Annotated in this window: 27 protein-coding genes and 2 pseudogenes; 14 read left to right on the forward strand and 15 right to left on the reverse strand. The window is 65.7% G+C overall.

Annotated features, from left to right (window positions below):
* Positions 1–56: 56 nt before the first annotated feature.
* Positions 57–413: an LLM class flavin-dependent oxidoreductase gene (locus NS1_RS38810; protein ID WP_218019891.1), complete on the forward strand. Its 357-nt coding sequence runs from the start codon at positions 57–59 to the stop codon at positions 411–413.
* A gap of 152 nt (positions 414–565) precedes the next feature.
* Here NS1_RS38810 and NS1_RS03875 read toward each other — a convergent pair whose 3' ends face one another.
* Together NS1_RS03875 and NS1_RS03880 are read right to left on the reverse strand one after the other, a co-directional pair.
* Complete coding sequence (locus NS1_RS03875; RefSeq protein WP_062981678.1) at positions 566–1,843, reverse strand: RNA polymerase sigma factor; 1,278 nt, start codon at positions 1,841–1,843, stop codon at positions 566–568.
* Positions 1,844–1,849: 6 nt separating this feature from the next.
* Positions 1,850–2,269, reverse strand: coding sequence for a YciI family protein (locus NS1_RS03880; protein WP_056817150.1), 420 nt, complete (start codon positions 2,267–2,269; stop codon positions 1,850–1,852).
* A gap of 253 nt (positions 2,270–2,522) precedes the next feature.
* On the opposite strand from NS1_RS03880, the gene NS1_RS03885 reads away from it, so the two are divergent.
* The 5 genes from NS1_RS03885 to NS1_RS03905 all read left to right on the forward strand — a co-directional run bounded on the left by NS1_RS03885 (position 2,523) and on the right by NS1_RS03905 (position 6,435).
* Positions 2,523–3,302, forward strand: a complete 780-nt coding sequence (locus tag NS1_RS03885) for a crotonase/enoyl-CoA hydratase family protein (protein WP_062981680.1) — start codon at positions 2,523–2,525, stop codon at positions 3,300–3,302.
* Positions 3,303–3,306: 4 nt separating this feature from the next.
* Positions 3,307–4,113, forward strand: a complete 807-nt coding sequence (locus NS1_RS03890) for an SDR family oxidoreductase (RefSeq protein ID WP_062981682.1) — start codon at positions 3,307–3,309, stop codon at positions 4,111–4,113.
* Positions 4,114–4,164: 51 nt separating this feature from the next.
* Complete coding sequence (locus tag NS1_RS03895; RefSeq protein WP_062981684.1) at positions 4,165–4,734, forward strand: TetR/AcrR family transcriptional regulator; 570 nt, start codon at positions 4,165–4,167, stop codon at positions 4,732–4,734.
* Between the two features lie 83 nt (positions 4,735–4,817).
* Positions 4,818–5,837 carry a medium chain dehydrogenase/reductase family protein gene (locus tag NS1_RS03900; RefSeq protein WP_062981685.1) on the forward strand — a complete coding sequence of 340 codons (1,020 nt, stop codon included), beginning with the start codon at positions 4,818–4,820 and terminating at the stop codon, positions 5,835–5,837.
* A gap of 25 nt (positions 5,838–5,862) precedes the next feature.
* On the forward strand, positions 5,863–6,435 hold the full coding sequence (locus NS1_RS03905) for a hypothetical protein (RefSeq protein ID WP_062981687.1): 573 nt from the start codon (positions 5,863–5,865) through the stop codon (positions 6,433–6,435).
* Positions 6,436–6,484: 49 nt separating this feature from the next.
* On the opposite strand, the gene NS1_RS03910 is transcribed toward NS1_RS03905, so the two are convergent.
* Positions 6,485–7,093 (reverse strand): TetR/AcrR family transcriptional regulator, encoded by a 609-nt coding sequence (locus tag NS1_RS03910; RefSeq protein WP_062981759.1) that lies wholly within the window; start codon positions 7,091–7,093, stop codon positions 6,485–6,487.
* Between the two features lie 121 nt (positions 7,094–7,214).
* On the opposite strand from NS1_RS03910, the gene NS1_RS03915 reads away from it, so the two are divergent.
* Complete coding sequence (locus NS1_RS03915; protein ID WP_062981689.1) at positions 7,215–8,141, forward strand: metal-dependent hydrolase; 927 nt, start codon at positions 7,215–7,217, stop codon at positions 8,139–8,141.
* 11 nt (positions 8,142–8,152) lie between these two features.
* Entirely contained in the window at positions 8,153–9,304 is a 1,152-nt protein-coding gene (locus NS1_RS03920; protein ID WP_062981691.1) for a hypothetical protein, read from the forward strand.
* A 136-nt stretch (positions 9,305–9,440) separates the two neighbouring features.
* Here NS1_RS03920 and NS1_RS03925 read toward each other — a convergent pair whose 3' ends face one another.
* Positions 9,441–9,839, reverse strand: coding sequence for a VOC family protein (locus NS1_RS03925; RefSeq protein ID WP_062981693.1), 399 nt, complete (start codon positions 9,837–9,839; stop codon positions 9,441–9,443).
* A 103-nt stretch (positions 9,840–9,942) separates the two neighbouring features.
* Between NS1_RS03925 and NS1_RS03930 the strand changes: the two genes are divergently transcribed.
* A complete protein-coding gene (locus NS1_RS03930; protein WP_062981695.1) occupies positions 9,943–10,929 on the forward strand; it encodes a helix-turn-helix transcriptional regulator in 987 nt (328 codons plus the stop codon).
* 73 nt (positions 10,930–11,002) lie between these two features.
* Here the strand turns inward: NS1_RS03930 and NS1_RS03935 are convergent, their stop codons facing one another.
* A complete protein-coding gene (locus NS1_RS03935) occupies positions 11,003–11,683 on the reverse strand; it encodes a winged helix-turn-helix transcriptional regulator (RefSeq protein ID WP_062981698.1) in 681 nt (226 codons plus the stop codon).
* A gap of 131 nt (positions 11,684–11,814) precedes the next feature.
* On the opposite strand from NS1_RS03935, the gene NS1_RS38815 reads away from it, so the two are divergent.
* Entirely contained in the window at positions 11,815–12,675 is an 861-nt protein-coding gene (locus NS1_RS38815; RefSeq protein ID WP_169812739.1) for a nuclear transport factor 2 family protein, read from the forward strand.
* 59 nt (positions 12,676–12,734) lie between these two features.
* Here the strand turns inward: NS1_RS38815 and NS1_RS39830 are convergent, their stop codons facing one another.
* Positions 12,735–12,887: a hypothetical protein gene (locus NS1_RS39830; protein WP_157125087.1), complete on the reverse strand. Its 153-nt coding sequence runs from the start codon at positions 12,885–12,887 to the stop codon at positions 12,735–12,737.
* A 243-nt stretch (positions 12,888–13,130) separates the two neighbouring features.
* Here NS1_RS39830 and NS1_RS03945 point away from each other — a divergent pair, with 243 nt between their 5' ends.
* The gene (locus tag NS1_RS03945; RefSeq protein WP_062981700.1) at positions 13,131–14,393 is read left to right on the forward strand and encodes an FAD-dependent monooxygenase; all 1,263 of its coding nucleotides are present in this window, start codon (positions 13,131–13,133) and stop codon (positions 14,391–14,393) included.
* Positions 14,394–14,586: 193 nt separating this feature from the next.
* Here NS1_RS03945 and NS1_RS03950 read toward each other — a convergent pair whose 3' ends face one another.
* Entirely contained in the window at positions 14,587–15,756 is a 1,170-nt protein-coding gene (locus NS1_RS03950; RefSeq protein ID WP_062981701.1) for an SMI1/KNR4 family protein, read from the reverse strand.
* A 214-nt stretch (positions 15,757–15,970) separates the two neighbouring features.
* Here NS1_RS03950 and NS1_RS03955 point away from each other — a divergent pair, with 214 nt between their 5' ends.
* Complete coding sequence (locus NS1_RS03955) at positions 15,971–16,408, forward strand: GNAT family N-acetyltransferase (RefSeq protein WP_062981703.1); 438 nt, start codon at positions 15,971–15,973, stop codon at positions 16,406–16,408.
* A 108-nt stretch (positions 16,409–16,516) separates the two neighbouring features.
* Here the strand turns inward: NS1_RS03955 and NS1_RS42360 are convergent.
* A pseudogene (locus NS1_RS42360) lies at positions 16,517–16,888 on the reverse strand (Imm7 family immunity protein); the annotation flags it as partial.
* 538 nt (positions 16,889–17,426) lie between these two features.
* Positions 17,427–17,540: pseudogene (locus tag NS1_RS38820) on the reverse strand (ATP-binding protein); the annotation flags it as partial.
* A gap of 87 nt (positions 17,541–17,627) precedes the next feature.
* Between NS1_RS38820 and NS1_RS03970 the strand changes: the two are divergent.
* Together NS1_RS03970 and NS1_RS03975 are read left to right on the forward strand one after the other, a co-directional pair.
* A complete protein-coding gene (locus NS1_RS03970) occupies positions 17,628–17,990 on the forward strand; it encodes a GFA family protein (protein WP_062981709.1) in 363 nt (120 codons plus the stop codon).
* Between the two features lie 299 nt (positions 17,991–18,289).
* Complete coding sequence (locus NS1_RS03975; RefSeq protein WP_157125088.1) at positions 18,290–18,736, forward strand: HIT family protein; 447 nt, start codon at positions 18,290–18,292, stop codon at positions 18,734–18,736.
* 188 nt (positions 18,737–18,924) lie between these two features.
* On the opposite strand, the gene NS1_RS03980 is transcribed toward NS1_RS03975, so the two are convergent.
* The 6 genes from NS1_RS03980 to NS1_RS04005 form a co-directional block, all read right to left on the reverse strand.
* A complete protein-coding gene (locus tag NS1_RS03980) occupies positions 18,925–20,079 on the reverse strand; it encodes an IS110 family RNA-guided transposase (protein ID WP_062981713.1) in 1,155 nt (384 codons plus the stop codon).
* A 51-nt stretch (positions 20,080–20,130) separates the two neighbouring features.
* Complete coding sequence (locus NS1_RS03985) at positions 20,131–20,469, reverse strand: hypothetical protein (protein WP_062981714.1); 339 nt, start codon at positions 20,467–20,469, stop codon at positions 20,131–20,133.
* 175 nt (positions 20,470–20,644) lie between these two features.
* Positions 20,645–21,367 carry an SDR family oxidoreductase gene (locus NS1_RS03990; RefSeq protein WP_062981762.1) on the reverse strand — a complete coding sequence of 241 codons (723 nt, stop codon included), beginning with the start codon at positions 21,365–21,367 and terminating at the stop codon, positions 20,645–20,647.
* Between the two features lie 17 nt (positions 21,368–21,384).
* Positions 21,385–22,275, reverse strand: a complete 891-nt coding sequence (locus NS1_RS03995; protein ID WP_062981715.1) for a TIGR03619 family F420-dependent LLM class oxidoreductase — start codon at positions 22,273–22,275, stop codon at positions 21,385–21,387.
* Positions 22,275–23,414, reverse strand: a complete 1,140-nt coding sequence (locus NS1_RS04000) for a cytochrome P450 (protein ID WP_062981717.1) — start codon at positions 23,412–23,414, stop codon at positions 22,275–22,277. Before NS1_RS04000 ends, NS1_RS03995 begins: the two co-directional genes overlap by 1 nt.
* 11 nt (positions 23,415–23,425) lie before the next feature.
* Positions 23,426–24,739: a condensation domain-containing protein gene (locus NS1_RS04005; RefSeq protein ID WP_062981719.1), complete on the reverse strand. Its 1,314-nt coding sequence runs from the start codon at positions 24,737–24,739 to the stop codon at positions 23,426–23,428.
* Position 24,740: the final 1 nt, after the last annotated feature.

The raw sequence follows: 24,740 nt of genomic DNA on the forward strand, positions 1-24,740 counted from the left end.
ACTAATACCCGACCTCTTTGCGAACAAACGTTACGAGCGCGCGAAGACCCGCAATTATGGGCTCTATACTGCGAATATGGCGCTGCGACACGGTATATCTGCCGCCGTTCGGCGACCTGGCCGACCCGCGAGTGCTGGCCGAGGCCGCGGTCGAGGCCGAGACCGCGGGCTTCGACGACGTCTTCGTCTGGGACCACGTGGCGCGTCCGCACGACCGCGGTCTCGCCGTCGGCGAGGCCTGGATCGGGTTGGCCGCGATCGCCGCCGCGACGACCGGAGTGGTGTTCGGTCCGCGCGTGACCCCGCTGTCTCGCCGACGTCCACAGGACGTGGCCCGCGAGACCGTCGCTCTGGACCTGCTCAGCAACGGCCGACTCGCCCTCGGCGTCGGACTCGGCTCCGAGGCGACCTGAACGGGTTCGCGGTCGTGGTCGCCGCAGCCACCGATCACGACCGCGACGCCTACGAAAAGGCAGGCGCGACTTGGTGGTTGGCCGAACTTCCGATGTTGTGCACGAAGGCAGAGGCGATCACCCGCGTTCGCCGAGGCCCCGGCTGAGGCGGGTCACGCGAGAGCAGCGAGTTTGTTTGCGAGGACGGCCTTTTCGCGTTCGTTTCCGCACCGACGGATGGCTTCGGCCAGCTCCGCACGAGCGTCGGTGGTGCGGCCGAGTCGGCTGAGCAGTTCGCCGCGCACGCTGGGCAGCAGGTGCGAGGTGGACAGGGCGCCGGCCGCGGCGAGCTCGTCGACGATCGGCAAGGCCGCCGCGGGCCCCTCGGCCATCGACACCGCCACCGCCCGGTTCAGGTCCACCACCGGTGAGGGCGCGAGCCTGCCCAGCGCCTCGTACAGCACCACCACCCGTTCCCAATCGGTCCGCTCGACCGAGGGCGCGACCGCGTGACATTCGGCGATCGCGGCCTGCAGACCATAGGCGCCCAGACCACGCCCCACTTCACCGGCTTTCACCAGCGCGGCACGGCCGCGTCGGATCGCCGAGCGGTCCCAGCGGCGGCGATCCTGCTGTTCGAGCAACACCGGCTCGCCGTCGGGACCGGTGCGAGCGGGGAAGCGCGCCGCGGTCAGCTCGAGTAGCGCGAGCAGGCCGTAGACCTCGGGTTCGGCGGGCATCAGCCGCGAGAGCACGCGGGCCAGCCGCTGCGCTTCCCCCGCGAGATCGAAGCGGATGAGATCGTCGCCGGTGCTGGCCGACGATCCCTCGGTGAAGATCAGGTAGATGACGCCGAGCACCGAACCCAGGCGGGCCCGGCGCTCGGCGGCGGGCGGCACTTCGAACGCGACCTCGGCCGCGCCGAGTGTCTTCTTCGCCCTGGTGATCCTGGCCTGCACGGTCGCGGTGGGCACCAGGCAGGCCTTGGCGATCTCGTCACTGGTCAGACCACCGACGACGCGCAGCGTCAAGGCCAGACGCGCCTCCCGCGACAGCACCGGGTGACACGAGATGAACATCAACGCGAGCACGTCGTCGTCGATCTGATCGGGATCCCACAGCACGTCCGCCGCCGCGCGCACGGGGTCGCCACCGGTGAGCGCATCGCCCTCGCCGAGGTCGGCGGCGAGGGCGGTGTAGCGGTCATCGAGGGCGGCGCGACGCCGGAACGCGTCGATCGCGCGGCGTCTGCCGACGGTGAGCAACCACCCGGCCGGCTGCCGTGGCACGCCTTCACGCGGCCACGTCACCAGTGCCTCTGCCAGCGCTTCCTGGGCCAGATCCTCGGCCATCGCGAAGTCGCGGGTGTAGCGCGCGAGCGCGCCGACGATGCGGGCCGATTCGATCCGCCAGACGGCGGCGACGGCCTCGCGGCCGGTGTGGTCGCTCATCGCGGTTCAGAGCTGGCCGGTGGCTTCACGCCAGGCGCGCTCCTTCTTGATCCAGATGTTGTCCTGCGGGAATTCGTCGATGCTGGTGACCCGACGGATCTCGGTCTTGGTGCCGGGGCCGACATAGGGCATTCGCTTGGCCCACTCGATCGCCTCCTCCTTGGAGGCCACGTTGAGGATGTAGTACCCGCCGAACAGCTCCTTGGTCTCCCCGTAGGGCCCGTCGGTGATCACCGGGGTCTCCGACGAGTAGTCCACAACCACGCCCTGGGCCGCATCGTCGAGCCCCTCGGCGGCGACGAGTACCCCGGCACTGATCAACTCGTCGTTGAACTTGCCCATGGTCTCGAGAATCTCGTTGAAGTCGATATCGGCCATGGCGGCCCAGGCTTCGTCGGTGGCGCGCATGATCAGCATGTACTTCATGGTTTCGTCTCCTCGGATCGGTGGGGACCCGCCTGCCGGGCCCTGCGTTCATCCCTAGGTCGAACGGGCACCACGGCAGATCGACACCCGGCCGAAAATTCTTTTTCGCGAGTGTTCGGCAGCCTACGACGAGTGCGGGATGCGCGCCTCGACGACGGACACGAATCCCCGATTCGGATATTCAAGATCGTCCGGCGTGATACAGATCGAAGAGGTTTGTCATGCTGACAGCCACCTAGCGAAGGAGTCACTCGTGAGCGCAGTCCTCGTCGAGCAACGCGAGCATGTGCTCGTTATCGTGCTGAATCGGCCCGAAGCCATGAACTCGGTCAACGCCGAAGTGAGCACCGGGGTCGGCGAGGCGCTCGAGCGAGCCGAGGCCGATCCGGAGATCCGCGCGGTGGTTCTCACCGGCGCGGGCGAGCGGGCGTTCTGCGCCGGCGCGGATCTGAAGGCGCTGAGTCGTGGTGAGTCGATTCTCGCCCCAGGACATGAGGATTGGAACCTGGCCGGGTACGTCCGACACGCGATCAGCAAGCCGACCATCGCCGCGGTGAACGGTTTCGCGCTAGGCGGCGGTACCGAACTCGTCCTGGCCAGCGATCTCGCGGTCGCCGCCGAGACTGCCACCTTCGGCCTGCCCGAAGTCGCCCGCGGCCTGTTCGCCGCGGCCGGTGGCGCGTTCCGCCTGCCCGAGCAGCTGCCGCGCAAGGTGGCGATGGAGATGATCCTCACCGGCGAGCCGATCACCGCGGCCCGCGCGCTGGAGCTGGGCCTGATCAATCGTGTCGTCCCGGCCGCCGAGGTACTCGAGGCGGCGCTGGCACTAGCCGGTCGGATCGCCGACAACGCGCCGCTGGCGGTGCAGGCGAGCAAGCGGGTGGCGCTGGGCATCCTCGACGGCAAGCTCGCCGACGACGCCGCCTGGGACCAGTCCAACCGCGAGATCATGGCCGTCGCGGTGACCGAGGACATGCGTGAGGGCGCCATCGCTTTCGCGCAGAAGCGCAAGCCGAACTGGCAGGCGCGCTGACCCGGTGCGGATCCTGATCCTCGGCGCCTCCGGTTTCGTCGGCAGCGCGCTGCACGCGCACTTCGCCGAGAACCACGAGGTCGTCGGGACCAGCCGGGGCGGGCACGGTCTCGCCCCGGTGGATCTCGCCGACACCGGCGCGGTGCGGACACTGCTCGAGCAGGGGTTCGACGTGGTGGTCCACACCGCCGGTGTCGTGGATCTCGCTGCCGCGCAACGCGATCCCGCCGCCGCCTACGCGGCGAACGTCGCGCCGATGGTGCCGCTGCTCGAGGCCGTCGACGATACCGGCGCCAAACTCGTCTACCTGTCGACCGACAATGTCTTCGACGGCACGGCCGACCACTATGACGAAAGCGCGACGCGCACACCGATCAACGTCTACGGCGAGACCAAGGTGGCCGCCGAGGATCTGGTCCTCGCACAGGAGCGCCACTTGGTTGTTCGCCTCCCGCTCGTGTACGGGCGCAGCCCGTTGTCGAACAAATTCCTGGCCCGCTTCGCCGCACCCGAGATCCAGGCGCGCACCGACATCGTGTGCAATCCGCTGTACCTGCCGAGCCTGGCGCCCGCGCTCGAGCAGCTCGCCGACGAATCGTGCGTCGTGCATATCGCGGGCGCGGAAACCCTCAGCCGCTACGCCCTCATGACCCGGGTCCGCGACCACCTCGACGCCCCGGCGCGCATCGTGGCAACCGATCGCTTCAGCACAGCACCGGACTGCCCACGGCCATTACGCCTGGTCATGCACAGTAACCGGCACAGCCTGACCGGCCCGGACGTCGATACCGCTCTCGCTGATCTGCACTGATCCCCTGGTTGGCATTGACGCTCAACCAAGAGTGAGTGTACAGTCACTCACATGACCAAGCGCGGTGCCACCCTCTCCACCTCGGACGTCCGGCGAGACGCAGTTGTCGACGCCGCGATCATCGAGTTCGCAAAAACCGGCTACCACGGCACCCCGATCAACACCGTCGCCGCGCGCGCCGACATCTCCCCCGCTTACGTCTTCAAACTCTTCCCCGGCAAGGTAGCCCTGTTCGTCGCCGCGCTCGATCACTGCTTCGACCTCGTCGAACGCGCGATGTCCACGGGCGCGGCCAATTCCACCGCCGAGGACCCGGCCGGAATCCTGCACGACATGGGCGGCGCCTACGCCGAACTCATCGCCGACAAGAGCCTGCTCATGCTGCAGGTGCACGCCCAATCCGCCACCGACATCCCGGAAATCGCCGACGCGCTGCGCCGCGGCCTGGCCAAGGTGACCACGTTCGTGCAGCGCCGCTCCGGCGGCGCCCCCGAGCAGATCCAGTACTTCATCGCCTACGGCCAGCTGTGCCACCTCGTCACCACCCTCGGACTCGACGGCAACGACAGCCCCTGGGCCACCGCCCTCACCACGGGAATGCGCCACCCGAAGGCCCACTGACCCCTTGCTCCAGCCCTTTCCGGTTGGAGCTTTCTTTTCCACCAAGAGTGATTGACCAGTCACACACTACGGAAGGCAGCCTGATGAACACCATTACCGCCACCGAGATCGTCCTGCCCGGCCGAGTGGACCCGAGCGGCCTGCTCGTCACCCGACGCGAACTCCCCGCGCCAGGCCCCGGTCGCGCGCTGGTCCGAGTCGAAGCCTCCGGAGTGTCCTTCGCCGAGCAGCAGATGCGCCGCGGCAAGTACTTCGACCAGCCGCCCTTCCCCTTCGTCCCCGGCTACGACCTGGTCGGCACGGTGATCGCGGCCGACGACGCGACGCTGATCGGGCAACGGGTCGCCGCGCTGACCAAGACCGGCGGCTGGAGCAGCCACGTCGACCTCGACGCCGCCGACCTGATCCCGGTGCCGGACACGCTGGACGCCGCCGACGCGGAAACCTTTGTCGTGAACGGCATTACCGCCTGGCAGATGCTGCACCGCACGGCCGACGTCCGGCCCGGCGACACGATCCTCGTCCACGGCGCCAACGGCGGCGTCGGCTCGACACTGGTCCAATTAGCCAGGGCCGCGGGCATTCACGTGATCGGCACCGCGTCCGCTCGCCATGCCGACGCGGTCTCCGCACTGGGCGCCACCTGGATCGACTACCGCGGCGATGTGCCGCAACAGGTTCGAACTCTCGCACCACAGGGCGTCGATGCCGTCTTCGATCACGTCGGCGGGACCGGCATCACCGACTCGTTCGACCTGCTCGCCGACGGCGGCACACTCGTTTCCTACGGAACGGCCGCCACCAAGAACGACGAGGGCGACTCCCGGCTGCCGGTCTTGAAGCTGTTCGCCCGCCTGCTGTGGTGGAACATGCTGCCCAACAAGCGAAGTGCCCACTTCTACAACCTGTGGGCGGGCAAACGCAACCTCACCCGCTTCCGTGCTCGTATCGCCGAAGATCTCGCCCAGGTCTTCGCGCTCGCCGCCGCGGGTACCGTCACCGCCCAGGTCGCGGCCCGTATCACGCTCACCGATGCCGCCCGAGCGATGGAGCTCGCCGAATCCGGCACCGTCACCGGCAAAGTCGTCCTCGTCAGCGCCTGACCCGCTCACACACTGGAGATCGATCATGTACGTTTCACAGCCCGTTCGCACCGTCCTCGACAATCGGCCCATCTACCTGAGCTTCGGCCTCGCCTGGCTCGTCGGCCACGGCGCCTTCGCCCTCAGCCATGGTCCGAACCCGCTGCTCGATCTACCGAGTTTCGTGCCGAGCGCGCTCCTCGGGGTCGGCTTGCTAGCGGCCATGATCGTGACCACCGTGGTCTCCATGAGAGCCCAGCGCGGCGCGACGGGACGGGAAGCGGTCGTGGGCAACCTGCTCGGCGCCTCGTGGCTGATCGGTTTCGCGGCGCTGTTCTTCCTGATCACGGCGCTCGGTTCCACGCTGAGCCCCGATACCGCCGCGACCCTGTGGCCGACCGGATCCGGGCTGATCGTCGGACTGCTCTACCTGGCAGGCGGTGCCGCCTACCGCGACGTCCTGCAGTACACACTCGGCGCATGGCTTGCCGTGAGTTCCACGGCCGCACTGTTTCTCGACGGCGCGTACCTGTACTGGGCGCTGGCGCTGGCCGGTGGCGGCAGCTATCTGCTCGCCGCCGCGATCGAGCCGCGCCGGATTGCCGCCGCGGCAGCCTGAGATTTCAGCAACGTGCCCGTCCGACTTCCGGGCGGGCACGTTCTGCGTTTCAGCTCGATGGCTGCGCGCTGATCGCAGTTCCCATCCATCGGTGCAGGTAGCGGCGCAATTCTTCGTCGGAGCGTGTCGGACTACCCGGCGACAGGAAGAACGACTGCATCGTGCGCAGGACGTACTCGACGAGTTCGCGCAGGGCGGGCTCGTCGTAACCATGAGCGGCCCAGTCGACATCGAAGCGGCGGATCATGGTCATGCCGAAAGCTTGGGCCTCGTCGGAAGTGATGCTCTCCGGATGGACGTTGGAGTACGAACTCGACAGCAGAATGCCCAGGTGGGGCGTACGACGGACATCAGTGAGGGTGAAGACGACGGCCTCGGTCATCGCCTCGACGGGGTCAGCGAGGCCACTGACCTGGTTGGTGAGTCGGTCGAGGAAATCGTCGACCGAGGCGATGGCCGCGGCGGTCATGAGCGCGTCGGCGCTGGGGAAATACCGATAGACCGTCTGGCGGATGACGCCGAGCGATTCGGCCACGTCGGCGATGCTGATCTCCGCACCGGTCCGGCCGATCAGTTCGACTGCCGCGGCGATGATCCGGCGGGTCGCCTCCGCATCGTCCCCCGGCGGACTACCGCCCCACCCACGTCTACGTGCCACCGGGTGGACGCTAGCACAACCCCAGGTCAGAGCGAATTCCGTCAAAGTGATCATACACTCGGCCGCCTATTCGTATGATTGCTTCAATCAACCGAGTGGCAGACAACGAGGTAACCCCACCGTGACCGATCTTCACGTCCGCAAAATGGACTTCGCGTTCTCCGACTACGACGTGCCGTTCCTGTGGAACCCACAGAACCCGGCGTTCTCGTCGATGGCCAATGCCGTCTCATTCCTGGCGATCGGCTTCGAGAAAATGATCGTGCAGCTGATCACGCAGGCGAAACCGCAGATCACCGACCCCGAGGTGGCCGAGGAGGCCGACGCGTTCATGCGCCAGGAGGGTCAGCATTCCAACGCCCACCGCCAGCATGTGAAGGCGCTGATCCGCCGCTACCCGGGCCTGCAGGAGACCCTCGACGCGGTGATCGGCGAGTTCGACAAGCTCACCGCCGAGACGCCGGTGAAGTACCGCCTCGCCTACACCGCCGACCTCGAGGCGACCTTCACGCCGGTGTTCAAGCTGATGCTCGACAACGACAAGAATCTGTTCGCCCCCGGCGACGATCGTGTCGCCTCACTGTTCATCTGGCATTTCGTCGAGGAAGTCGAGCATCGCAGCTCGGCGCTGATCATCTTCAACTCGGTGGTCGACAGTGAGCTGTACCGCATGCGGGTGGCGGCGTCGATCTTCCGGCACGTGCTGCAGGTGATCCGGGTGGCGTGCGAAGGCTTCAACGAGCATGTGCCGCTGGAAGATCGGCAGGTCGACGCGCTGTCGATGTTCGCCAACTACCGCAGGGGCCAGACTCTGCGCCGCTGGCTGCCCTTCCTCCAGCCGGCCGACAACGGGACGATGCCGCGCGCGTTCGACGATCTCGGGCTGGGCGAACAGCTCGTCGCACTGGGCGGCATCATCCGCAGTCAGATGCCGCGCCACAATCCCGCGCACGAGAAGCTGCCCGTGCTCGCCGACGAGTGGTTCCGCCGCTACGACGAGGGCTATGACGTCACCCGTTGGTACACCGCCGATTCCGTCAGCTCGTAGAAGGTATCCCGATGGCTGATCACTGTTCCCCCACCTTCGCCGACCTCGCTCACCAACTCGGCTTCTCCTGCGAGGAAGCGGGCGGTCTCGTCGAATTCCGCAGCCCGTTCGCCCTGGAGAACTGGACCCTGCCGGTCCTCGAACTCACCATCGTCGTCGGCGCGATTCTCGCGCTCTGGTACGCGATCATGCGCTTGCGCCGCCACGGCGACCCCACCAACCTGGTCCTGTGGTTCGGCGCCACCGCCTATTTGTTCATTATCGAACCGCCCCTGTATTTCCCGGCCGCGTTCGGTATCGAAGACCACATCGACACGATGTTCGCGCACAACGTGTTCACCGTGGACTTCCTCTGGGGCCGCCTACCCCTCTACATCATCGCGATCTATCCGCTGATGGCGACGATGGCGTTCGGCATCGTCCGGATGCTCGGTATCTTCCGTCGATACGGTGTCCTGATCGGCGCCACCTGCGTCGGTTTCGTCCACCACGCCTTCTACGAGATCTTCGATCACCTCGGGCCGCAGCTGCGCTGGTGGGAATGGACGGTGGACAACCCGATCAATCAGCCCATGTTCGATTCGGTCCCGATGGGCAGCGTCGTGGTATTCGCGGCGCTGTGGCCGATGTCGCTCGCTTTCTGCGTGCAGTATTTCGTCGGCCGCCACGTCGATGACGGCAGAAGTTTCTCCGGCATCGAATTGACGTGGCGCACCATCGTCATCGGCCTGCTGGCCTCGCTCGGCACCTTCCTGCTCCCCCTGCCCGCGACCGTCATCGGCATGAGCAGCGACACCGTGCGTGGCATCGTCTACGCACTGGAGTTGGCCGTCCTCGCCGTGGTCGCCGGATTCGTGATGATCCGCCAGTGGACCCAATTGCGCCAGGGCTCCGCGACCCCTTCGCAGTACACAGACCCGTTCGTCCAGCGGTTCGCCACGCTCTATCTCGCCATCTTCGCGCTCCTCTGGATCGCGTCACTGCCCGACTTCTTCGACGCCGTCGACGGTCGGACGAGCAACGGCGATCCCATCGGAAACCTCTGGTACACAGCGGCCTGCTTCGTCATCGCCATCGCATCGGTCGTGGCCACTTTCACCGTGCCACGCGCACAGGCCAGTCCAGAGGCCGCTGTTTCGGCGGCTTCGAACGTGCCCAGCTGATCCAGCACCAGCGGTGCCGAGGCTAACCGGCATGAAAGGCGATGATGTCGGCGCGCAGGACAGGCGCCGACATCATCGCCAACTTCCACGACATGGTGCGCCGCGCAAGTGACTTCAGCCTGCGGCTGTACCGACGTCACCCGGCGAATTTCGCGACAGCCTGGGCGGTGACCGGGGTGAACAGGTTGATCAGGTTGCCGTCGGGGTCTCGAAGCAGCAGCGACCGGTTGCCCCACGGCATCGTCGTCGGCTCGTTGACGAAGCCGTCGACACTGTCCTGCAACCTCCGGTAGTCGGCGTCGACGTCGGGGACCATGAACTCGATGATCGCGGTGTGGTTGTCGGCCGGGCTCGCACTGCCTGCGCCGAACAGAGCAACCGTACGGACGCTTCCGATCGCGAGCGTGCCGACCGACGTGATGATCTCGGCGAAATCCGGTGTAGCCCACGTGGCTTCGACACCGGTCACCCGCTGATAGAAGCCGACCAGTTGTTCGATGTCGTCGGTGATCAGGCGGATCGAGACGAGGTTCATTGCGTGCTCCTGCTGTCGGGTGGGGCGGACGTTTCACCGCCGAACGCCACGGTAGAGCCCATACCGGACAGTTTCCGCCCGGTATGAATGCGAGAATTTCCCGATGACGCGCCCCACTGCCCGAGTACTGGCCCTGCTCGAGCTGTTGCAAGCCGACGGCACCCGTACCGTCGGCGAACTCGCCGACAGGCTCGGTGTCGATGAACGCACCGTCAGGCGATACGTCACCCATCTCACCGACCTGGATATCCCCGTCCGATCGATCCGGGGCCGCTACGGCGGTTACCGGCTCGCTCCCGGGTACCGAATGCCGCCACTGATGCTGACCGACGACGAGGCCGTAGCCATGTTACTCGGCCTCCTCACCAGCCGGTCGACAACGGTCGCCCACGCCGCCGACAGCGCGACAGCCAAACTCCGTCGAGTCCTGCCCTCACGCCTGACAGCCCGACTGGACGCACTGCTCAACACCGCCGAATTCACCGCCGACACCCGACCGGAAGTCACCGTCGAGACCCCCGTCCTACTCAGGATCGCCGAGGCCACCCACGAGCACCGACCGATCGCGATCGGTTACACCGACCGGAACGGGCAAAGCAGTGAGCGGACCGTGCACCCCTACGGGCTCGTCAGCCACTCCGGCCGCTGGTACCTGACAGGAATGGACACCACCAGCGACGACCTACGCCAATTCCGCCTGGACCGCGTCACCGAGGTAACCACCCTCCCCGGAACCTTCACTCCCCCTGTCGAATTCGAGCCGACCGCCCATCTGCTCTCCGCACTCGCCACAGCTCCCTATCGACACGAGGTCTCGATCCGGGTCCAAGGCACACTCCCCCAGGTCCGCGCACTATTCCCCGAGACGATCGCGACCATGCACGAGATCGACCCGCCGCCACCAGACGCCGCCCCATGGGTCCGGGTCCAGATCCGAGCCGAACACCTCGACTGGATTCCCCCCGTACTCGCCGGCCTCAACCACCCGTTCGTCATCGAACACCCTGCAGCGCTCAACGACGCCGTCCGCGCCCTGGGCCAGCGACTTATCGAGGCCGCAACGCCCGATCCGAAACCCACCGTCCGGTAATGCCGAATCGTGCGCATTCGCAGGGCCGCATCTGCGTGCGCTCTGCTTGCACAGCGTTGCCAGACGCTAACCGTCAGACCTGAGAGGACAGCAACAACAGCTGAGAGCTCAGCAGCTCCAGCAGTTCTGCGAGCAATTCGGGCTGTCCCTCGGCTTGGACGAGGCCGGCGGTGATCGCGTCGGCGAGTGTCATCCGGCCACCGGCGAGTGCGGCGGCAGTGGCGGAGTCGCAGCGCAGGACCGCATCGGCAGAGGTGCCACCGTTTCCGGCGACCACGTCGACTTCTCCGTCGCTGACGCGCAGGCGCGCGACGCTGTCGTCGATATGGAACTCGTACTCGGCGTTCAGATTTGCCGGAGTGGCGCTGTTCAAGCGGTCAGCAAGAAAGACCAGGGCCCATTCGGCGCGAAAGCTCTCTTCGGGGGCGCGCTCCGCGCTCATGAAATGCCGGGCACCCCAGAGCGCGAGCGGGACCATAGCGCGGGCGAGCTCACGGCCACGAGTGGTGAGTTCGTACACCACGGACGCGACGGGTGGATCGAGCAGTCGCCGCCGGACCACACCCTCGGACTCGAGCTGCTTGACCCGGGCCGCCAGCAGGCTGGTTCCGATGCCGTCCAGCGCCGCGGCCAGATCTGAGTATCGCTTCGGGCCCAACATCAGCTCGCGCACGATCAGCAACGTCCAGCGCTCCCCAACTACGTCCAGCGCATGCGCCAACCCGCAGAACTGGTCATACGAACGTCGTGCCATACCGCCACGCTAGCAGGCGGACAAGAGAATCGGAAGTGAACTTCTAAATAATGAGTCCACTTCTAAAAGTTATGTTAGCGTCGGAGTGGGCTGATTCGTGGCCCAGCACGCCACCGAAGCAAGGAAGAGCCATGCCACAGCACGATTCACTTCCTAAACCCACCTCGTCCGACGAAAAGGACGAGTTCATCGCGTTCTTCCGGGAGGGTTTGGCAAAAGGAAACCGCGACGCATTCATCGAGCATTTCCTGTCGAGAATCACTCCGGAAAGTCGACAGCGCCAGCCGCTGTCCGTCCGCGGAGCGGGGCCTGCCGGATTTCGCCGTCTCTTCGACGGCGTGTTCGACGCGGTCCCGGACCTGCACGGCGTCGTCCATCGGTGGGGTCCCACCGATGACGGCGTGCTCATAGAGTTCGCCCTCCTCGGCACTCTCGGCGGGCGGCCGATCGCAGTGGACGTCGTGGACAGAATTGTGTTGCGCGACGGCTATTTCGTCAGCAACGACACCTACTTCGATCCGATGCCTCTACTTCCACGACTGCTGGCCCACCCCCTCCTCGCACTGCGATTGCTTCAGCGTTTTCACCGGTCCCGCGACGAACTCGCAGCCAGCGAGCCGGGTACCGCACGTCAGAGCAACACTATGAATCTGATGGCAGTGGGTCGGCTTGCCCTAGCGATCACCTCGCTCACCGCCCCGCGTAGATTCGGCAGCTTCGTGGGGGTTCGACCTTCAGCGGAACTGACCTACATGACGCGGATCTACGGGGCCCGGGCGTTGGCGATGGGATTGGGTTATCTCACCGCAGGCCCACGGGAACGAGCCCGATGGAAGAGATTTGGTCTGGCAGTAGACATCTCCGACACCGTCGCGGGTCTCACACACCTCGTTCGACGCGACGTTCCCACACGGTCGGCGCTGACAATGGTCGCGCTCACCGGATCTTATGCAGCGATCGGCGCCGCCGGGGTCGCGGCGGAACAGCGATGAAGGCAAAGGCCCTGATCGTCGGGGCCAGCGGATACAACGCGAGGAACCTCGCACGACGACTAGCAAGTGGCGGGCACATGGTTCGCGGGCTCGCCCGGGAATTCGACGCACCCAGCGAGCGGGGCAATCTGTTCGGTGGCGGCCTTGGCGGTCGCCAGCGATGCCGACATCAGCGCACCGACCAGTGTGGCCGCAGCCAGTGATCGTCTCATCGAAATTCCTTACTGCTCTGCGCTTTCGAACTGTCCCACTGCTCCGAGCAGCGAAGGGCACGCTATTGCGGCATCGACTGAGCCACTAGCCCCCGGTTCCGTGGCCCACGGAACCGGGGGCACATGTTTTCGGCTGCACCGATGAATTTTGGAGGGATCCGCCGTCGATACAGCTGGATACACCCACAGCGGTGTGCCTGTACCGGGACCGTTCCCGTGCGGGCGGAGATACAGGAGGCAGTGATGGGCGTCGACGATTCCGAACAGGGGCACACGATCCGGGCGAGCGGTCCCAGGGTGCTGGTGGCCGGGGCGAGCATCGCCGGGCCCGCGCTTGCCCACTGGTTGCACCGGTGGGGGGCCGAGGTGACTGTGGTGGAGCGGGCGCCCGCCTTGCGTCCAGGAGGGCAGGCCGTAGATGCGCGCGGGGTGGCCAAGGAGGTCATCCGGCGCATGGGACTGGACGCGTCGGTCCGCGCGGCGCGCACCGAGACCGCCGGCGCGTACACCGTGGACGCCGACGGAAATGTGCTGGAGACCTTCCGTGCCGACGACCACGGTGGCGACGGATACATCGCCGAGATCGAGATCCTGCGCGGGGACCTGTCCCAAGTGCTCTACGACGACACTCGCGACGGCGTCGAGTACATCTTCGGCGACCGCATCACTGAACTCACCCAGGACGCGGACGGAGCCGACGTGGCCTTCGCTGGCGGCGACCGGCGACGCTTCGACCTGGTGGTCGGGGCGGACGGATTGCATTCGCAGCTACGAGCGATGGTCTTCGGGCCACACGAGCGGTTCGTCCGCCATCTCGGGCACATGCTGGCCTTCTACAGCGTGCCCAACGAGTTCGGGCTGGACCGATGGCTGATCGACTTCCAGGAGTCCGGTCGCTCGGCCGGGCTGCGGCCCATCCAGGACGCCACCCGGGCGATGGCCATGTTCTCCTTTCCTTCGCGAGACTTCGACGTCGACTACCGCGATGTCGCAGCCCAGAAGCGCCTGTTGCGTGAGCGAATGGCCGACCTGGGCTGGCTGACCCCGAACATCCTCGCGCACTTGGACGACACACCGGACTTCTACCTCGACGAGGTCGCTCAGGTGGTGATGGACCGCTGGTCGAGCGGGCGGGTGGCGCTGCTGGGGGACGCGGCGTTCAGCTCGTCGCCGCTGTCCGGGGCGGGCACCGGGCTGGCCCTGGTCGGCGCCTACGTACTGGCCGGAGAGCTGGCCACCGCCGGCTGGGAGCCCGAAGCCGGGTTCGCCGCCTACGAGAAGCGAATGCGGTCGTTCGTCGAGGCCAACCAGGAGATCGGCCGGTTGCACGCGCGCACCCGCGACCTTCCGGGACCAGATCCCGAGCCGACCCCCGATTTCGACAGTGAATGGTTCACCGAACTGATCGAGCGTGCGATCAACGGCGTCGAGCTACCCGACTACACAGGCGTGCCGCACTCCGCGGCCCCGACCGAGCCGCCGATCACCTCGTCGGCCAAGCCTTAGGTGTCACACGACACGACGAAAGGTCCGACGCTCCGACAGGACACAGTCGGACCACGTCCGCTCATGCCGATGAGCGTGCTATCCGGCGTGGTCGCAGATGATCCGGGAGCTGGTGCGGGTGTGCGGTGAGGACCGAGTTGTCGCCCGGTCGCACGCAACCGATGAAGGAACCGATTCGGTCAGCCTCGCCGGGTCAGCGGCCGCTGCGCGGTTGACTCAACAGCGCGCGCCCGCGTTCCGGGGTGAGGCTGTACGCCAGCACCGGGTCGGCCAGCAACGCGACCGGGGCGATGTGATCTGGCGTACGGGGCTGCCAATGCGCCATCGCGGCCTCGAGCGCATGCCACAGCGCCGCCGGGTCGGAGTGGTGTTGCGCGAGCGCCTTTCGTACCGCGGCGTCGAATGCTTGGTTGCCGTAGGAGAGCTGGTAGCCGGGCCGCTCTACCCGGGCCCGGTGCCCGTCGATGGCACGTTTGATCTCACCCCCGGGGTCGTCGACGATCTGGGCAACGTCGAGCGCGGAGGCATACCAGGGTTCTTTGTGTACGTGTTGCAGGAACATGCATGGCACGAACTCGTCGGTGAACAGTGGACCGGTGAAGAATCCCTCCGGAACGGGTGCCAGCGGTAGCACACGCGAAAGGAACCGGGAGGCATCGTAGGGGGAAGAGGTGCTGAGGAACATCTGGAGCTGGGTTTGTAAGACCGTGGCGCGTGCCTGGCCGAAATGCTGGGCTTTCTCCAGGGCCGCCATGGCTGTGTCGATGTCCCCGGAAAGGGCTTCGCCTCGTGCCTGTTCGGCCACCAGACCCCAGTCGTCACGGGTTTTGCCCGCCGGCTGACGTATTCGATGAAGGCTTTGGTACTCCGATTCCATGAGGGCAGTGAACGACGGATACCACTGCGGGAACTCCCCCCAGGAAAACACGCTGTAGGCGGCCCATTCGCCGTTCTCGTCGCGGTCGGCCGGGTCGAGGAACAGGACTCCGACGTCGGCGTGCAGCGAGATCAGTAGTCCGCGACTGAACGGGTTACCCGGTGCTTCGACGGGTGGCTCAGTGATCAGGTCGGCCCAGGACTCCCAGGTTGGTTCGAGGTCACGCAGCCATCCCAGATTGGTAGTGTCCCGCATTTTCCGCACGAATTCCCCGGCATGGCGCCATCCATCGGTGGTCAGCAGGAAGTTGCGATAGGAGGGTGGCAACCGTAGGCCGAGGCGCTGCTCGACCGCGGCGATGTCGGCCTCGGTGGCCGGGGCGTACCCGAGCCAGCGCTGCTGCACCACCTCGGGATCCAACTCATCAGGATCTCTGCTGGCGATCCATTCCTCGCTCCACAGCTCCAACCACGGTCGCCAGTTCATTCCATGGACGCTACGACCAGCCGCCGACAAGTTCGGCATGGGTGGAGGCCGAGATCATGGTGCGGAGAGGTACTGGCCCTTCTTCGACATATCCGCAAATGCCGCTGGGCGCGCGTTCGGGGAACGCGAGCATCTGTCGCTGACTGGCTAGATGGGATCGCGCTGCTCCGGTACGTAGGCGACCTGCGGTGAGCCACCGCAGTACAGTGCCGAGGTGGCTCTCACCGTGGAACCCCTGACCGACGTCGACGACGAGATAGTCGACGCAGTCGACCGATTGCTCTCACAGCTGTCGCAAACAGCGCAGCGATTGGACCGGGACGCGCTGGTGCGGTTGGTATCTGTGGAGTCCACCACGGTGCTGTTCGCGCGTAGCGACGATCGGATCGTCGGGATGCTCAGCTTGGTGGTGTTCCCGATCCCCTCAGGTCTTCGAGCGCGGGTCGAGGACGTGGTGGTCGACGACTCTGCGCGCGGCCAGGGCATTGGTGCGGTCTTGATCGAGGAGGCCAAGTCCCGAGCCGCTGCCGCCGGTGCCAGGACATTGGATCTGACTTCGCGAGCGTCGAGGTCGGCGGCTACCCGCCTGTATGAGAGGCTCGGATTCCAGCCGCGTGAATCACGTGTTTACCGCTTCGCACCAACCGGCTGACCGTCGGCAGCAACGCACGCTCATGCCGCTGGGCGCGCGGTAGCGAACGTCCGCGGCACCAGCCAACGAACGCACTCGACTGCCGATCAGCGGCCGATTGCCGCCCGGCTATCTGTCGTACAGAACCGGTACCACAGGTGACAGCAGCGTATCCGCCTGCACGGTCACCAGACCTCGAGCCATGCGGAACACACGAAACCCCGCAGCATATGCAGCGTCCTCGTCATCGTAGACGTACAGCAATCCATACGAACCTCGGGCGAGTTGCCCGATTCGGGTGAACAGGTCGATAATTCCAGAGCCCCACGTGCCGCTTCGGTTCGGGCACCCTGCCAAGTGAATGTAGTACTCACCGTTCAATGCTCGGAGATCCATCAGCCCGTAGTCGGAGAACTCCTCTATCAGAGCCCGGATCTCATCGAGGCGAAGCGACAACTCATCGTCCGCAGCCGAAGCGTGGGCACGCAGGGAGACCCAACCGTGGTACTCGAACGCATGTCTGGTCTTGCCGCGCGCGGCGCGGGCAGCAGTTGTATGTCGTTGCGGCCCTTGGCTTCTGCGTAGATGAAACGTGCCGTTCGATCAGCTCGCTTGCGTACCGTGTGACCCGCTCGGAAAGGAATAGCGCCTGCCGATCGGCGGGGCTCCTCCTCTACCATGAATGGGTGTGGTTCAAGATTGTAATCACGTCGGTGCTGTTGCTGGCGGCCCTGTTATGGGGCGTGACATGGTGGTTCGAGCATCCGGAAGTATTGGATTCCTGCGTCCAGGTGCCGTGCCCGCCGGATGTGTTCACGGAACCCACGACCACACCGTCGGCGCCGGACCAACCGTACGCGATCACTTCGAGCGCCTACATGTGCTGTGCGTGAAGGCAAAAGCCCCACCAGCGCGGAAGCTATTCTTTTGTCTCGGACGCGGTCAACTGACACTAGACCGGCGGCCGGAGGAGATCAGAGCAGCGTGGGGCTGTTGCCCTCACCGGGCAGCACGAAAAGCCATGCCACATATCGAGCGTTCAATCGTCAGTCTTCGCGGCCGGGACGCGGCCGAGGTCGCGGTCTTTGAGCCGGGAGCTGTCGCCTTTCAACGAGATCACCTCGGCGTGGTGGACCAGGCGGTCGAGCTTGGCGAGGCGACGAAGGCCTTTGTCGGGCCTCGTTGATCAGCAACGCGTGTTACTCGATGAACGAAATAGCGACCAGTAACAAGGCGCGATGTGAACGGTGGCTGCCTCTGCGGCAATATCCGGTTCTCCGCGACCGGCGACCCGGACTTCCCTCACTTGTGCTCGTGCGAGCACTGTCAGAGGCTTTCCGGTGCCCCGGTGATGTCGTGGGTGTCTTTCCCAGAGAAGGGATTCGCGTGGACCGGTCCGGGTGGGGAACCGACCTGGTTCGAGACCTTCCCCCAGATCTGGCGTGGATTCTGCCCGAAGTGCGGCTCCTCGGTCGCGTCCAAGGGCGATGAAGCAGGCTTGGTGGGTGTCACGATCACGGCCCTGGATGATCATGCCGACCTGGTGCCGGTCAAGCAGAGCTTCGCTCACAACGCAGTCCCGTGGATGGCTCCGCTGAGGTAATCGCTGCCATACACGTGTTTCGGTCGGACAACCGCGCCCACCGGCATTTCCGTACAGCAGAGATTCAATCACGCTCGGCTGGTACGAAACTCGGCTGCAGTTGCCATCTCATTGATTCCTGGCAGGTTGACTGGGTCGGCGTGGCATCGACTGAAATGCCTTTGCGTGAAACGAGTTCGCACGTGGAATCCATCAGATGCATGTCCCGGTCCGCTGTCACTCGGTGCAGGAGCGACGGTATCGTCCCCCGTGTGTGGGGGTGCATGATCTGTGACAAGCACAACGGGACCGGACCACTGGTGAGCCCGGTGATCTATGTCGATGACCTCGTGGTGGTGACACACCGCCCCGCCCAAGGAGAATGGGTCCGGCCGGGGTATCTGTTCGTCGAGCCTCGGCGTCACGTTGCGACTCTCGACCTGCTCGACGACGCCGAAACCCTCGCATTCGCTCGCGCTGTCCGCTCGTCGATCGGCGCGCTGCGCCACGTACTCGAACCTGCCCACGTCTTCACCTTCGTGGCCGGCCTGAGCGCTGCCGGTATCCACCTTCACCAGCACATCTTCACCAGACCCGCTGGTACCGCACGGGATGTACCTTGGCACAGCGCCGATTCTCCCGACGTGCCTCAGATCCCCGCACCTGCCCTCGATGCACTGTGCGTCGAGCTGGCTGCAGCGTTTTCGGACTGGGGACCGCCAGCTATCAGCGCTACGAGGAAGAGTTCCAGTCCTCATACAGACTGATTCGAGCCATCGCTCTCGCAGACCGCGCGAGCGATGATCAGCAACCACGGGGCATGAGTTCACCATGACGGCGAGTTGGAGTTCGGCCTGCTCATCCGTCCAACAGTCGGCCGCTACCCACCACCCGAACATCCGGTAATCCCGCTGATGCGCGGTCACGAACGTCGGCATCTGGCTCCCCTCTCGTGTCAAGGCGCGGGTTGCAGGTCGGGGCTACTCTGGTTGGTGGTGAGGCCGGGATGTGGCTTGTCCGAAGTGGCGGTGTGCGGGGTTGAGCCGGTCGCGCTGGAGTCAGTAGTCGTCCCCGATTGCCCTCCCGGGCTTGCCTTTTCCCGTCTGAGCTGGTCATCGAGCATGCGCCTGTAGACGACATTCGACAGGCGCCGTTTCAGTGCCCGCATCGCTTCCATCGAGGTCTTGCCCTCGGCTTTGCGGCAGTCGTAGTAAGTCCGCCCGGCACTGGGATTGCGCAGGGCAACGATGGCCATGGTGTGTAAGACCCGGTTGATCTTGCGGTTTCCGGCGCGCGAGAGTCGATGGCGTTGCTGCTGGCCGGAGGAGGCGTCCAGCGGTGCGGTGCCGTTCCAGGACGCGAACCGGTTCCGGTCCCGGAATCGGTGGATGTCACCGACATCGGCGAGCAGCCGGGCCGCGCCGGCGGGTCCGATGCCGTAGAGATCGGTCAAAGCGGAGCCGTGCTCAGCGACGAGCTGGCGCGGTTCTTTGTCCGCGGTTTTGATCTTGCGATCGATGGTTTCCAGCTCACTGATCAACTCCACGACCAGGCGGCGCCGGACCTTGCCGGCCGGGTCGCGGGGTTTCACGGTCGCGACCAGTTTGCGGGCTTGGGTCGCCGATAGGAACTTCTTCGCCCCACCAGGCAGCAGTTCGAGCAGCAGCCGGTGCAGGCGGTTGACGGTGTCGGTGCGGGCGCGGCCGAGTTCGTCGCGCCGATCGGCGAGCATTCCCAACGCGATCAGCTTCGAATCTGGCTGAACGGGGCGCAGATTCGGTGCCCGCAACGCCACCGAATGAGCATCGACTGGATCGGTCTTGCGGCCGTTGCCGGTCGCGAATACCCGAATCTGGGCTGAGAGTTTCGCGGGTACGTCGATCACGGTTTCGCCGTCGTGGACCAGGCGGTGGGCGAGGTGGCGGCCGATGCCGTTGCAGCCCTCGATGGCCCATACCCGATCCACATATTTTCTGGCCGCGGTGAGCATTTCGGCGTAGCCGGTTTTGTCGGTGTCGTATCGGCCGGTGGTCAATATCTTGCTGGTGTAGTCGATGATCTCGATCGTGGCTGAGCGTTTGTGTGGGTCCATTCCGATGATGACTGCCATCTGTGGTGTCCTTCCCGTCGCGGCGTGTGAGGTCCGTGCGGGAAGGCACCGCTACTTCGAGCTGGGCAAACCCCTCTTCAGCCATTCCCGCCACGGCACCCGGTGAGAGGCAAGCCAGATGAGAGCCACACCAATGAGGCAGATGGGCAGATTTGGGAGCTTCTCACCGGGTACCTGGACCTGATCCTGGCCGGGATCAAGTCCAGGCACCAGTGTTAAGTAGCCGAATTGAGGGCGTTTCATCTCCGCACCAACGGTGTCGATGATCAGCCCCGACTCGGGGAGAGCTGCATACCCATCAGACAATTCCGCGACCGCGCGGCGCAGCTCACCCATCTGAGCCAACAACTGCCCGCGCTCACCCTCGAGCTCGATCGGATCCTTCGGCATGGGCTCCAGACTGCATCAGGATGTCGACGCCGGCGTTCTGGAATCCGAGACGACGGTAGAGCAATCGATCTGTGCGTCGTTCGATGTTGAATGGACAGTACCGGACACCGATCGAGGATCCTTCACGTCCCACACAACCTGCGAAAAGTGGCTACGCGGGTTGTCGGCATGGTCATCAGGGTTCCTGACCGGTCGCGGCGATGACAATCTCGCGGATGGTGACGTTAGGTGGTTGTCGGTATGCGTAGGCGATGGCTTCGGCGACGGTGTTCGGATCGAGGGCGCCGCCGACGGACTTCTTCCACGCTTCGTAGTCGGTCTTGAACTGCTCGTCGCTGACGTCGGAAAGCAATTCGGTCTCCACCGCGCCCGGGGCGATAGTCACCACGCGCACACCGGAGACGGCGACTTCCTCGCGCAGGTTCTCGGACATGGCGTGCACCGCGAACTTGGTGCCGACGTAGGCGACGCGATTGCGGAAGGTCTTACGGCCTGCGAGGGAACTGACGTTGATGATCGTGCCGGCACCTCGGGCGATCATGCCGGGCAGGACAGCCCGGGTGCCGTAGAGGAGACCCTTGATGTTCAGATCGATCATCCGGTCCCATTCCTCCACCGGCTGCTCGGCGATCCGGCCGAGCAGCATCGCACCCGCGTTGTTTATCAGGGCGTCCACCGGCCCGAACCGCTCCTCGGCGTCGCGGACAGCGGACTCGATGGCGGCCCGGTCGGTGACGTCGACGCTGCGGCACACCGTGTTCGGCAAGCCCAGCTCGTCCAGCTTCGCCAGGCGGCGAGCCAGCAGCAGCAGTGGATGGCCATCGGCGCAGAGCAGCCGGGCGGTGGCGGCGCCGACACCGGAGCTGGCGCCGGTGATGACGATCAGAGGCTTCGGCACGGTGGTCGAGAGTCCTTTCATGGCTCAGCCGGGACGGCTGCGGGGGCGAAGGCTGCCGGGTAGTTGTCGTGCCGAAAGCGGTGCAGTGCTTCGATTTTCTGGTCGAGGGTGGCGTTCATGCCGTAGTAGAGGACCCAGGGCTTGGTCACCATGTGGGTGATGCCGGCAGCTTCGGCTTCGAGGTAGCGGTCGGTGCCCCAGGCATCGGTCAGTGGGGCCAGGATCGAGAAGGTGTCGAAGGGCAGGCCGTGTTCGGTGCGGTAGCGGCGCAGGGTTCCGGCGACCTCGATGGCCTCATGGATGGTCATGCGGTCGCCGATCCAGCCGTCGTAGCGGGCGGCCCGGCGGAGCGCGAGTTCGGTGAGGCCGCCGAACATTACGGGGATCGGCGGTGGGGTCGGGGTCATTTCGAGGCGGGGCGTTGTGTAGTAGCGGCCGCTGAATTCGGTCCAGCCCGGTGACCACAGTTCCCGCATCAGGTCGACCATTTCCTCGGTGCGTTTGCCCCGGCCCGAGAATTCCGCGTTCATCAACTCGAATTCCTCGGCACACCAGCCTGCGCCGAGGCCGAGTTCGACGCGACCGCCGCCAAGGACCGCAGCGGTGGCCACGGCCTTGGCCACGGTGTACGGATCACGCAGGGCCGCAATGTAGACGGTGGTGATGAAGTGCAAGCGGCGGGTACAGGCGGCCATGGCGCCGATCAGCACCCACGGGTCGGGCCACTCGGTGAACGGCTCCCACCGGCGTCGACCGTCGTCGGAGTAGGGGTACGGCGTGGCGAGGGTTTCGAAGTTGACGACGTGATCGGGTACGGCGATTCCGGCATACCCGAGTTCGTCTGCGGCCTTAGCGATCTCGACGATTTCGGGGATCTCGACCAGTGCCAGGCTGAGGTAGAACTTCATCACCATCGGACCGGCAGTTTCGTGAGACCGCCGGTGAAGATCGCCTCGCGTTCCCGCAGCGCCGCGGGTTCGACGGCGAGGGTCATGGTGGGGAATCGGGAGACGAGCTGGCCGAAGGCGATCTGGAGTTCGATGCGCGCCAGTGGCGCGCCGATGCAGTAGCGGGCGCCGTAGCCGAACAGGAAGTGCGCGGACTCCTGGCGGGCGATATCGATCTTGTCGGGATCGGTGAAGATCGTCGCATCGTGGTTGGCCGAGGCGATGCCGAGCAACACCAGGTCACCCTCGCCGACCTGCACGTCGCCGATCTCCATGTCGGAGCGCGCGTAGCGGGGCATGCTGCTGGCATTGCAGGCGCGCAGCAGTTCCTCGGTGGCGGTGGCGACCAGCGCCGGGTTCTCGTGCAGCTTGCGCCACTGGTCCGGATTCTCCAGCAGCATCAGCACTCCCGCGCCGATCTGCACGGCGGAGGTCTCGTGGCCGGCGAACAGCAGCACCATGGCGTGCATGGCGATCTCGTCGTCGGTGACGTCGTCGACGGCGCACAGTCGCGACACGACGTCGTCACCGGGCTTGCTCCGCTTGTTCTTCACCAACTGCAGGCAATACGAGTACAGCCCGGTGTAGCCCGCCTCCACTTTGGCCTTGTCACGGACGTGCCCGACCTGCTCGGTCCATTCGCGGAATTCAGCGCGTTCCTCATAGGGCACCCCGAGCAGCTCACAGATCACCAGCAGTGGCAAGGGCAGCGACAGTGCGGACTGTAGATCGGCCGGAGAACCCTGCTCTTCCATGGCATCGAGGAGTTCGGTGGTGATCTGCTCCACCCGCGGCCGCAGCTCCCGCATGCGCTTGGGTGAGAAGTGCGGTTGCAGCAGCGACCGCATCCGGGCGTGATCGGCGAGCTCGGTGTCGAAATTGCCGATCGGCCCGCCGGAGAACGCCGCCTGACCAAGGCGCGGCGCGGTCTCGGGGGTGCGGTGTGACCGGCCGAGCCGTGGATCGGTGAACAGGTCCCGGACCTGGTTGTATCCGGTGGCGAGCCAGGCGGCGTCGCCGGTGGGCGTGGCGACCTTGGTGACCGACGGGACCCTGGCTCCGGTGACGGGGCAGGTGCCGACTTCGGGGGAATTCTGCATGACGAGCTCCTTCAGCGGGATGGGTTGGTTTGCGCGGCGTGCGCAGAGCCGATGCCGGTTTCCACGGTTTCGAGAATCGAGAGCCATTGCCGCACAATCTCGTTCGCCTGGTCCACGCCGAGCCCGCCGGCGGGTGAATGCACCGAGTAGTGCACGCGCTGCACGCCGTCCTGGCGGTAGCCGCCGAGCAGCATGGCCAGATCGAAGGTGCCGAGCCGGGCCATATCGCGCGAGCGGGCGGTCGGCACGTAGCCGCCGAGTTCACCGACGAAGTTGAAATAGAACTTGGGGTTGTTGAAGCTGCTGAACTTCTCGGTGAGATCCGGGTTGTACCAGCGCAGCAGCAGGAAGTCCTCGGGGGCCTGCGGGTATCGATCCATGGCGTGCCGCATGCGGGCGGCGTGGCTGCCCGCGAGCGTGGCAGGCAGCCACGGGTAGTCGTCGGACAGCCACCCGACCGTGCGGCCCAGATCGGTGCCCGGCCGCAGCCGGGCGTAGCGGCCGTGCTTCTGCACCTGGATCGGGCGTGGCACACCGAGCACATCCTCGACGGCCAGCCCGAAAGCGATCAGCATGACGCGGGTGTAGGTCGAGTCGAAGGCCGCGGGTAGGTCCTCGAACAGCCGATCGGCGAGCGCGCCGTCGATCATCGCGTCGATGTAAACCGGTTCCGGAGTGTCCGGCCGGGAGATCCGCGACGGCTCGGGATCGCTGGTGGAGAACCAGTAGTCGAGTTCATCGAGGCGGGTCCTCGAGTACTCCTCGAGGAACGTCGCCCATTCCGAAGTCGTGGTGCTCTCCGGTTCCAGCGCGATATCGTCTGCCCCGGATTCCCATTGGCTGACATAGCTGGCGGCATCGCCCCACACGATCCACAGGGCCACGGCATCACAGGCCACGTGATGCACAGTGAGCAGCAGGATATTCCCATGGGCCGGTCGTGTGCACAGCGCCGCGGTGACAACGCGCCCGGATTCGAGGCCGAGGCGGCCCTCGTTCACCGCGGTCTCGCGGGCGATCAGATCTCCGAATTCCGCAGCGGCGACCTCGCTGATATCGACTGTGCGCACATCGATTCGGGTGTCGTCGACATCGCCACCGGACGCGGGCAGGATCTCCCAGGCCGCGGTCGGGCCGTAGGTGTAGCGGCTGCGCAGCGTCTCATGGGTGTCCATGAGCGCGTTGATCAGGCCGCGCGCGTCGTCCGGGCCCATCGCGGTGGGCACCGGGATCGGCATGGTGATCCCGAACGCCGCCGGACTCTTGTCCCACATCAGGAATCGCTTGGCGGCAGCGGGCAGGCGCCCGGGGCGGGGTGTGGTCATC

The organism is Nocardia salmonicida NBRC 13393, from assembly GCF_001613085.1.
GTDB classification, from domain to species: domain Bacteria; phylum Actinomycetota; class Actinomycetes; order Mycobacteriales; family Mycobacteriaceae; genus Nocardia; species Nocardia salmonicida.

Coding starts and splice junctions, on each gene's coding strand:
- NS1_RS38810 (WP_218019891.1), top strand. CDS start 57: ATGGGCTCTATACTGCGAATATGGCGCTGCGACACGGTATATCTGCCG.
- NS1_RS03875 (WP_062981678.1), bottom strand. CDS start 1,843: ATGAGCGACCACACCGGCCGCGAGGCCGTCGCCGCCGTCTGGCGGATC.
- NS1_RS03880 (WP_056817150.1), bottom strand. CDS start 2,269: ATGAAGTACATGCTGATCATGCGCGCCACCGACGAAGCCTGGGCCGCC.
- NS1_RS03895 (WP_062981684.1), top strand. CDS start 4,165: ATGACCAAGCGCGGTGCCACCCTCTCCACCTCGGACGTCCGGCGAGAC.
- NS1_RS03900 (WP_062981685.1), top strand. CDS start 4,818: ATGAACACCATTACCGCCACCGAGATCGTCCTGCCCGGCCGAGTGGAC.
- NS1_RS03905 (WP_062981687.1), top strand. CDS start 5,863: ATGTACGTTTCACAGCCCGTTCGCACCGTCCTCGACAATCGGCCCATC.
- NS1_RS03920 (WP_062981691.1), top strand. CDS start 8,153: ATGGCTGATCACTGTTCCCCCACCTTCGCCGACCTCGCTCACCAACTC.
- NS1_RS03925 (WP_062981693.1), bottom strand. CDS start 9,839: ATGAACCTCGTCTCGATCCGCCTGATCACCGACGACATCGAACAACTG.
- NS1_RS03930 (WP_062981695.1), top strand. CDS start 9,943: ATGACGCGCCCCACTGCCCGAGTACTGGCCCTGCTCGAGCTGTTGCAA.
- NS1_RS03935 (WP_062981698.1), bottom strand. CDS start 11,683: ATGGCACGACGTTCGTATGACCAGTTCTGCGGGTTGGCGCATGCGCTG.
- NS1_RS38815 (WP_169812739.1), top strand. CDS start 11,815: ATGCCACAGCACGATTCACTTCCTAAACCCACCTCGTCCGACGAAAAG.
- NS1_RS39830 (WP_157125087.1), bottom strand. CDS start 12,887: ATGAGACGATCACTGGCTGCGGCCACACTGGTCGGTGCGCTGATGTCG.
- NS1_RS03945 (WP_062981700.1), top strand. CDS start 13,131: ATGGGCGTCGACGATTCCGAACAGGGGCACACGATCCGGGCGAGCGGT.
- NS1_RS03950 (WP_062981701.1), bottom strand. CDS start 15,756: ATGAACTGGCGACCGTGGTTGGAGCTGTGGAGCGAGGAATGGATCGCC.
- NS1_RS03980 (WP_062981713.1), bottom strand. CDS start 20,079: ATGGCAGTCATCATCGGAATGGACCCACACAAACGCTCAGCCACGATC.
- NS1_RS03985 (WP_062981714.1), bottom strand. CDS start 20,469: ATGCCGAAGGATCCGATCGAGCTCGAGGGTGAGCGCGGGCAGTTGTTG.
- NS1_RS03995 (WP_062981715.1), bottom strand. CDS start 22,275: ATGAAGTTCTACCTCAGCCTGGCACTGGTCGAGATCCCCGAAATCGTC.
- NS1_RS04000 (WP_062981717.1), bottom strand. CDS start 23,414: ATGCAGAATTCCCCCGAAGTCGGCACCTGCCCCGTCACCGGAGCCAGG.
- NS1_RS04005 (WP_062981719.1), bottom strand. CDS start 24,739: ATGACCACACCCCGCCCCGGGCGCCTGCCCGCTGCCGCCAAGCGATTC.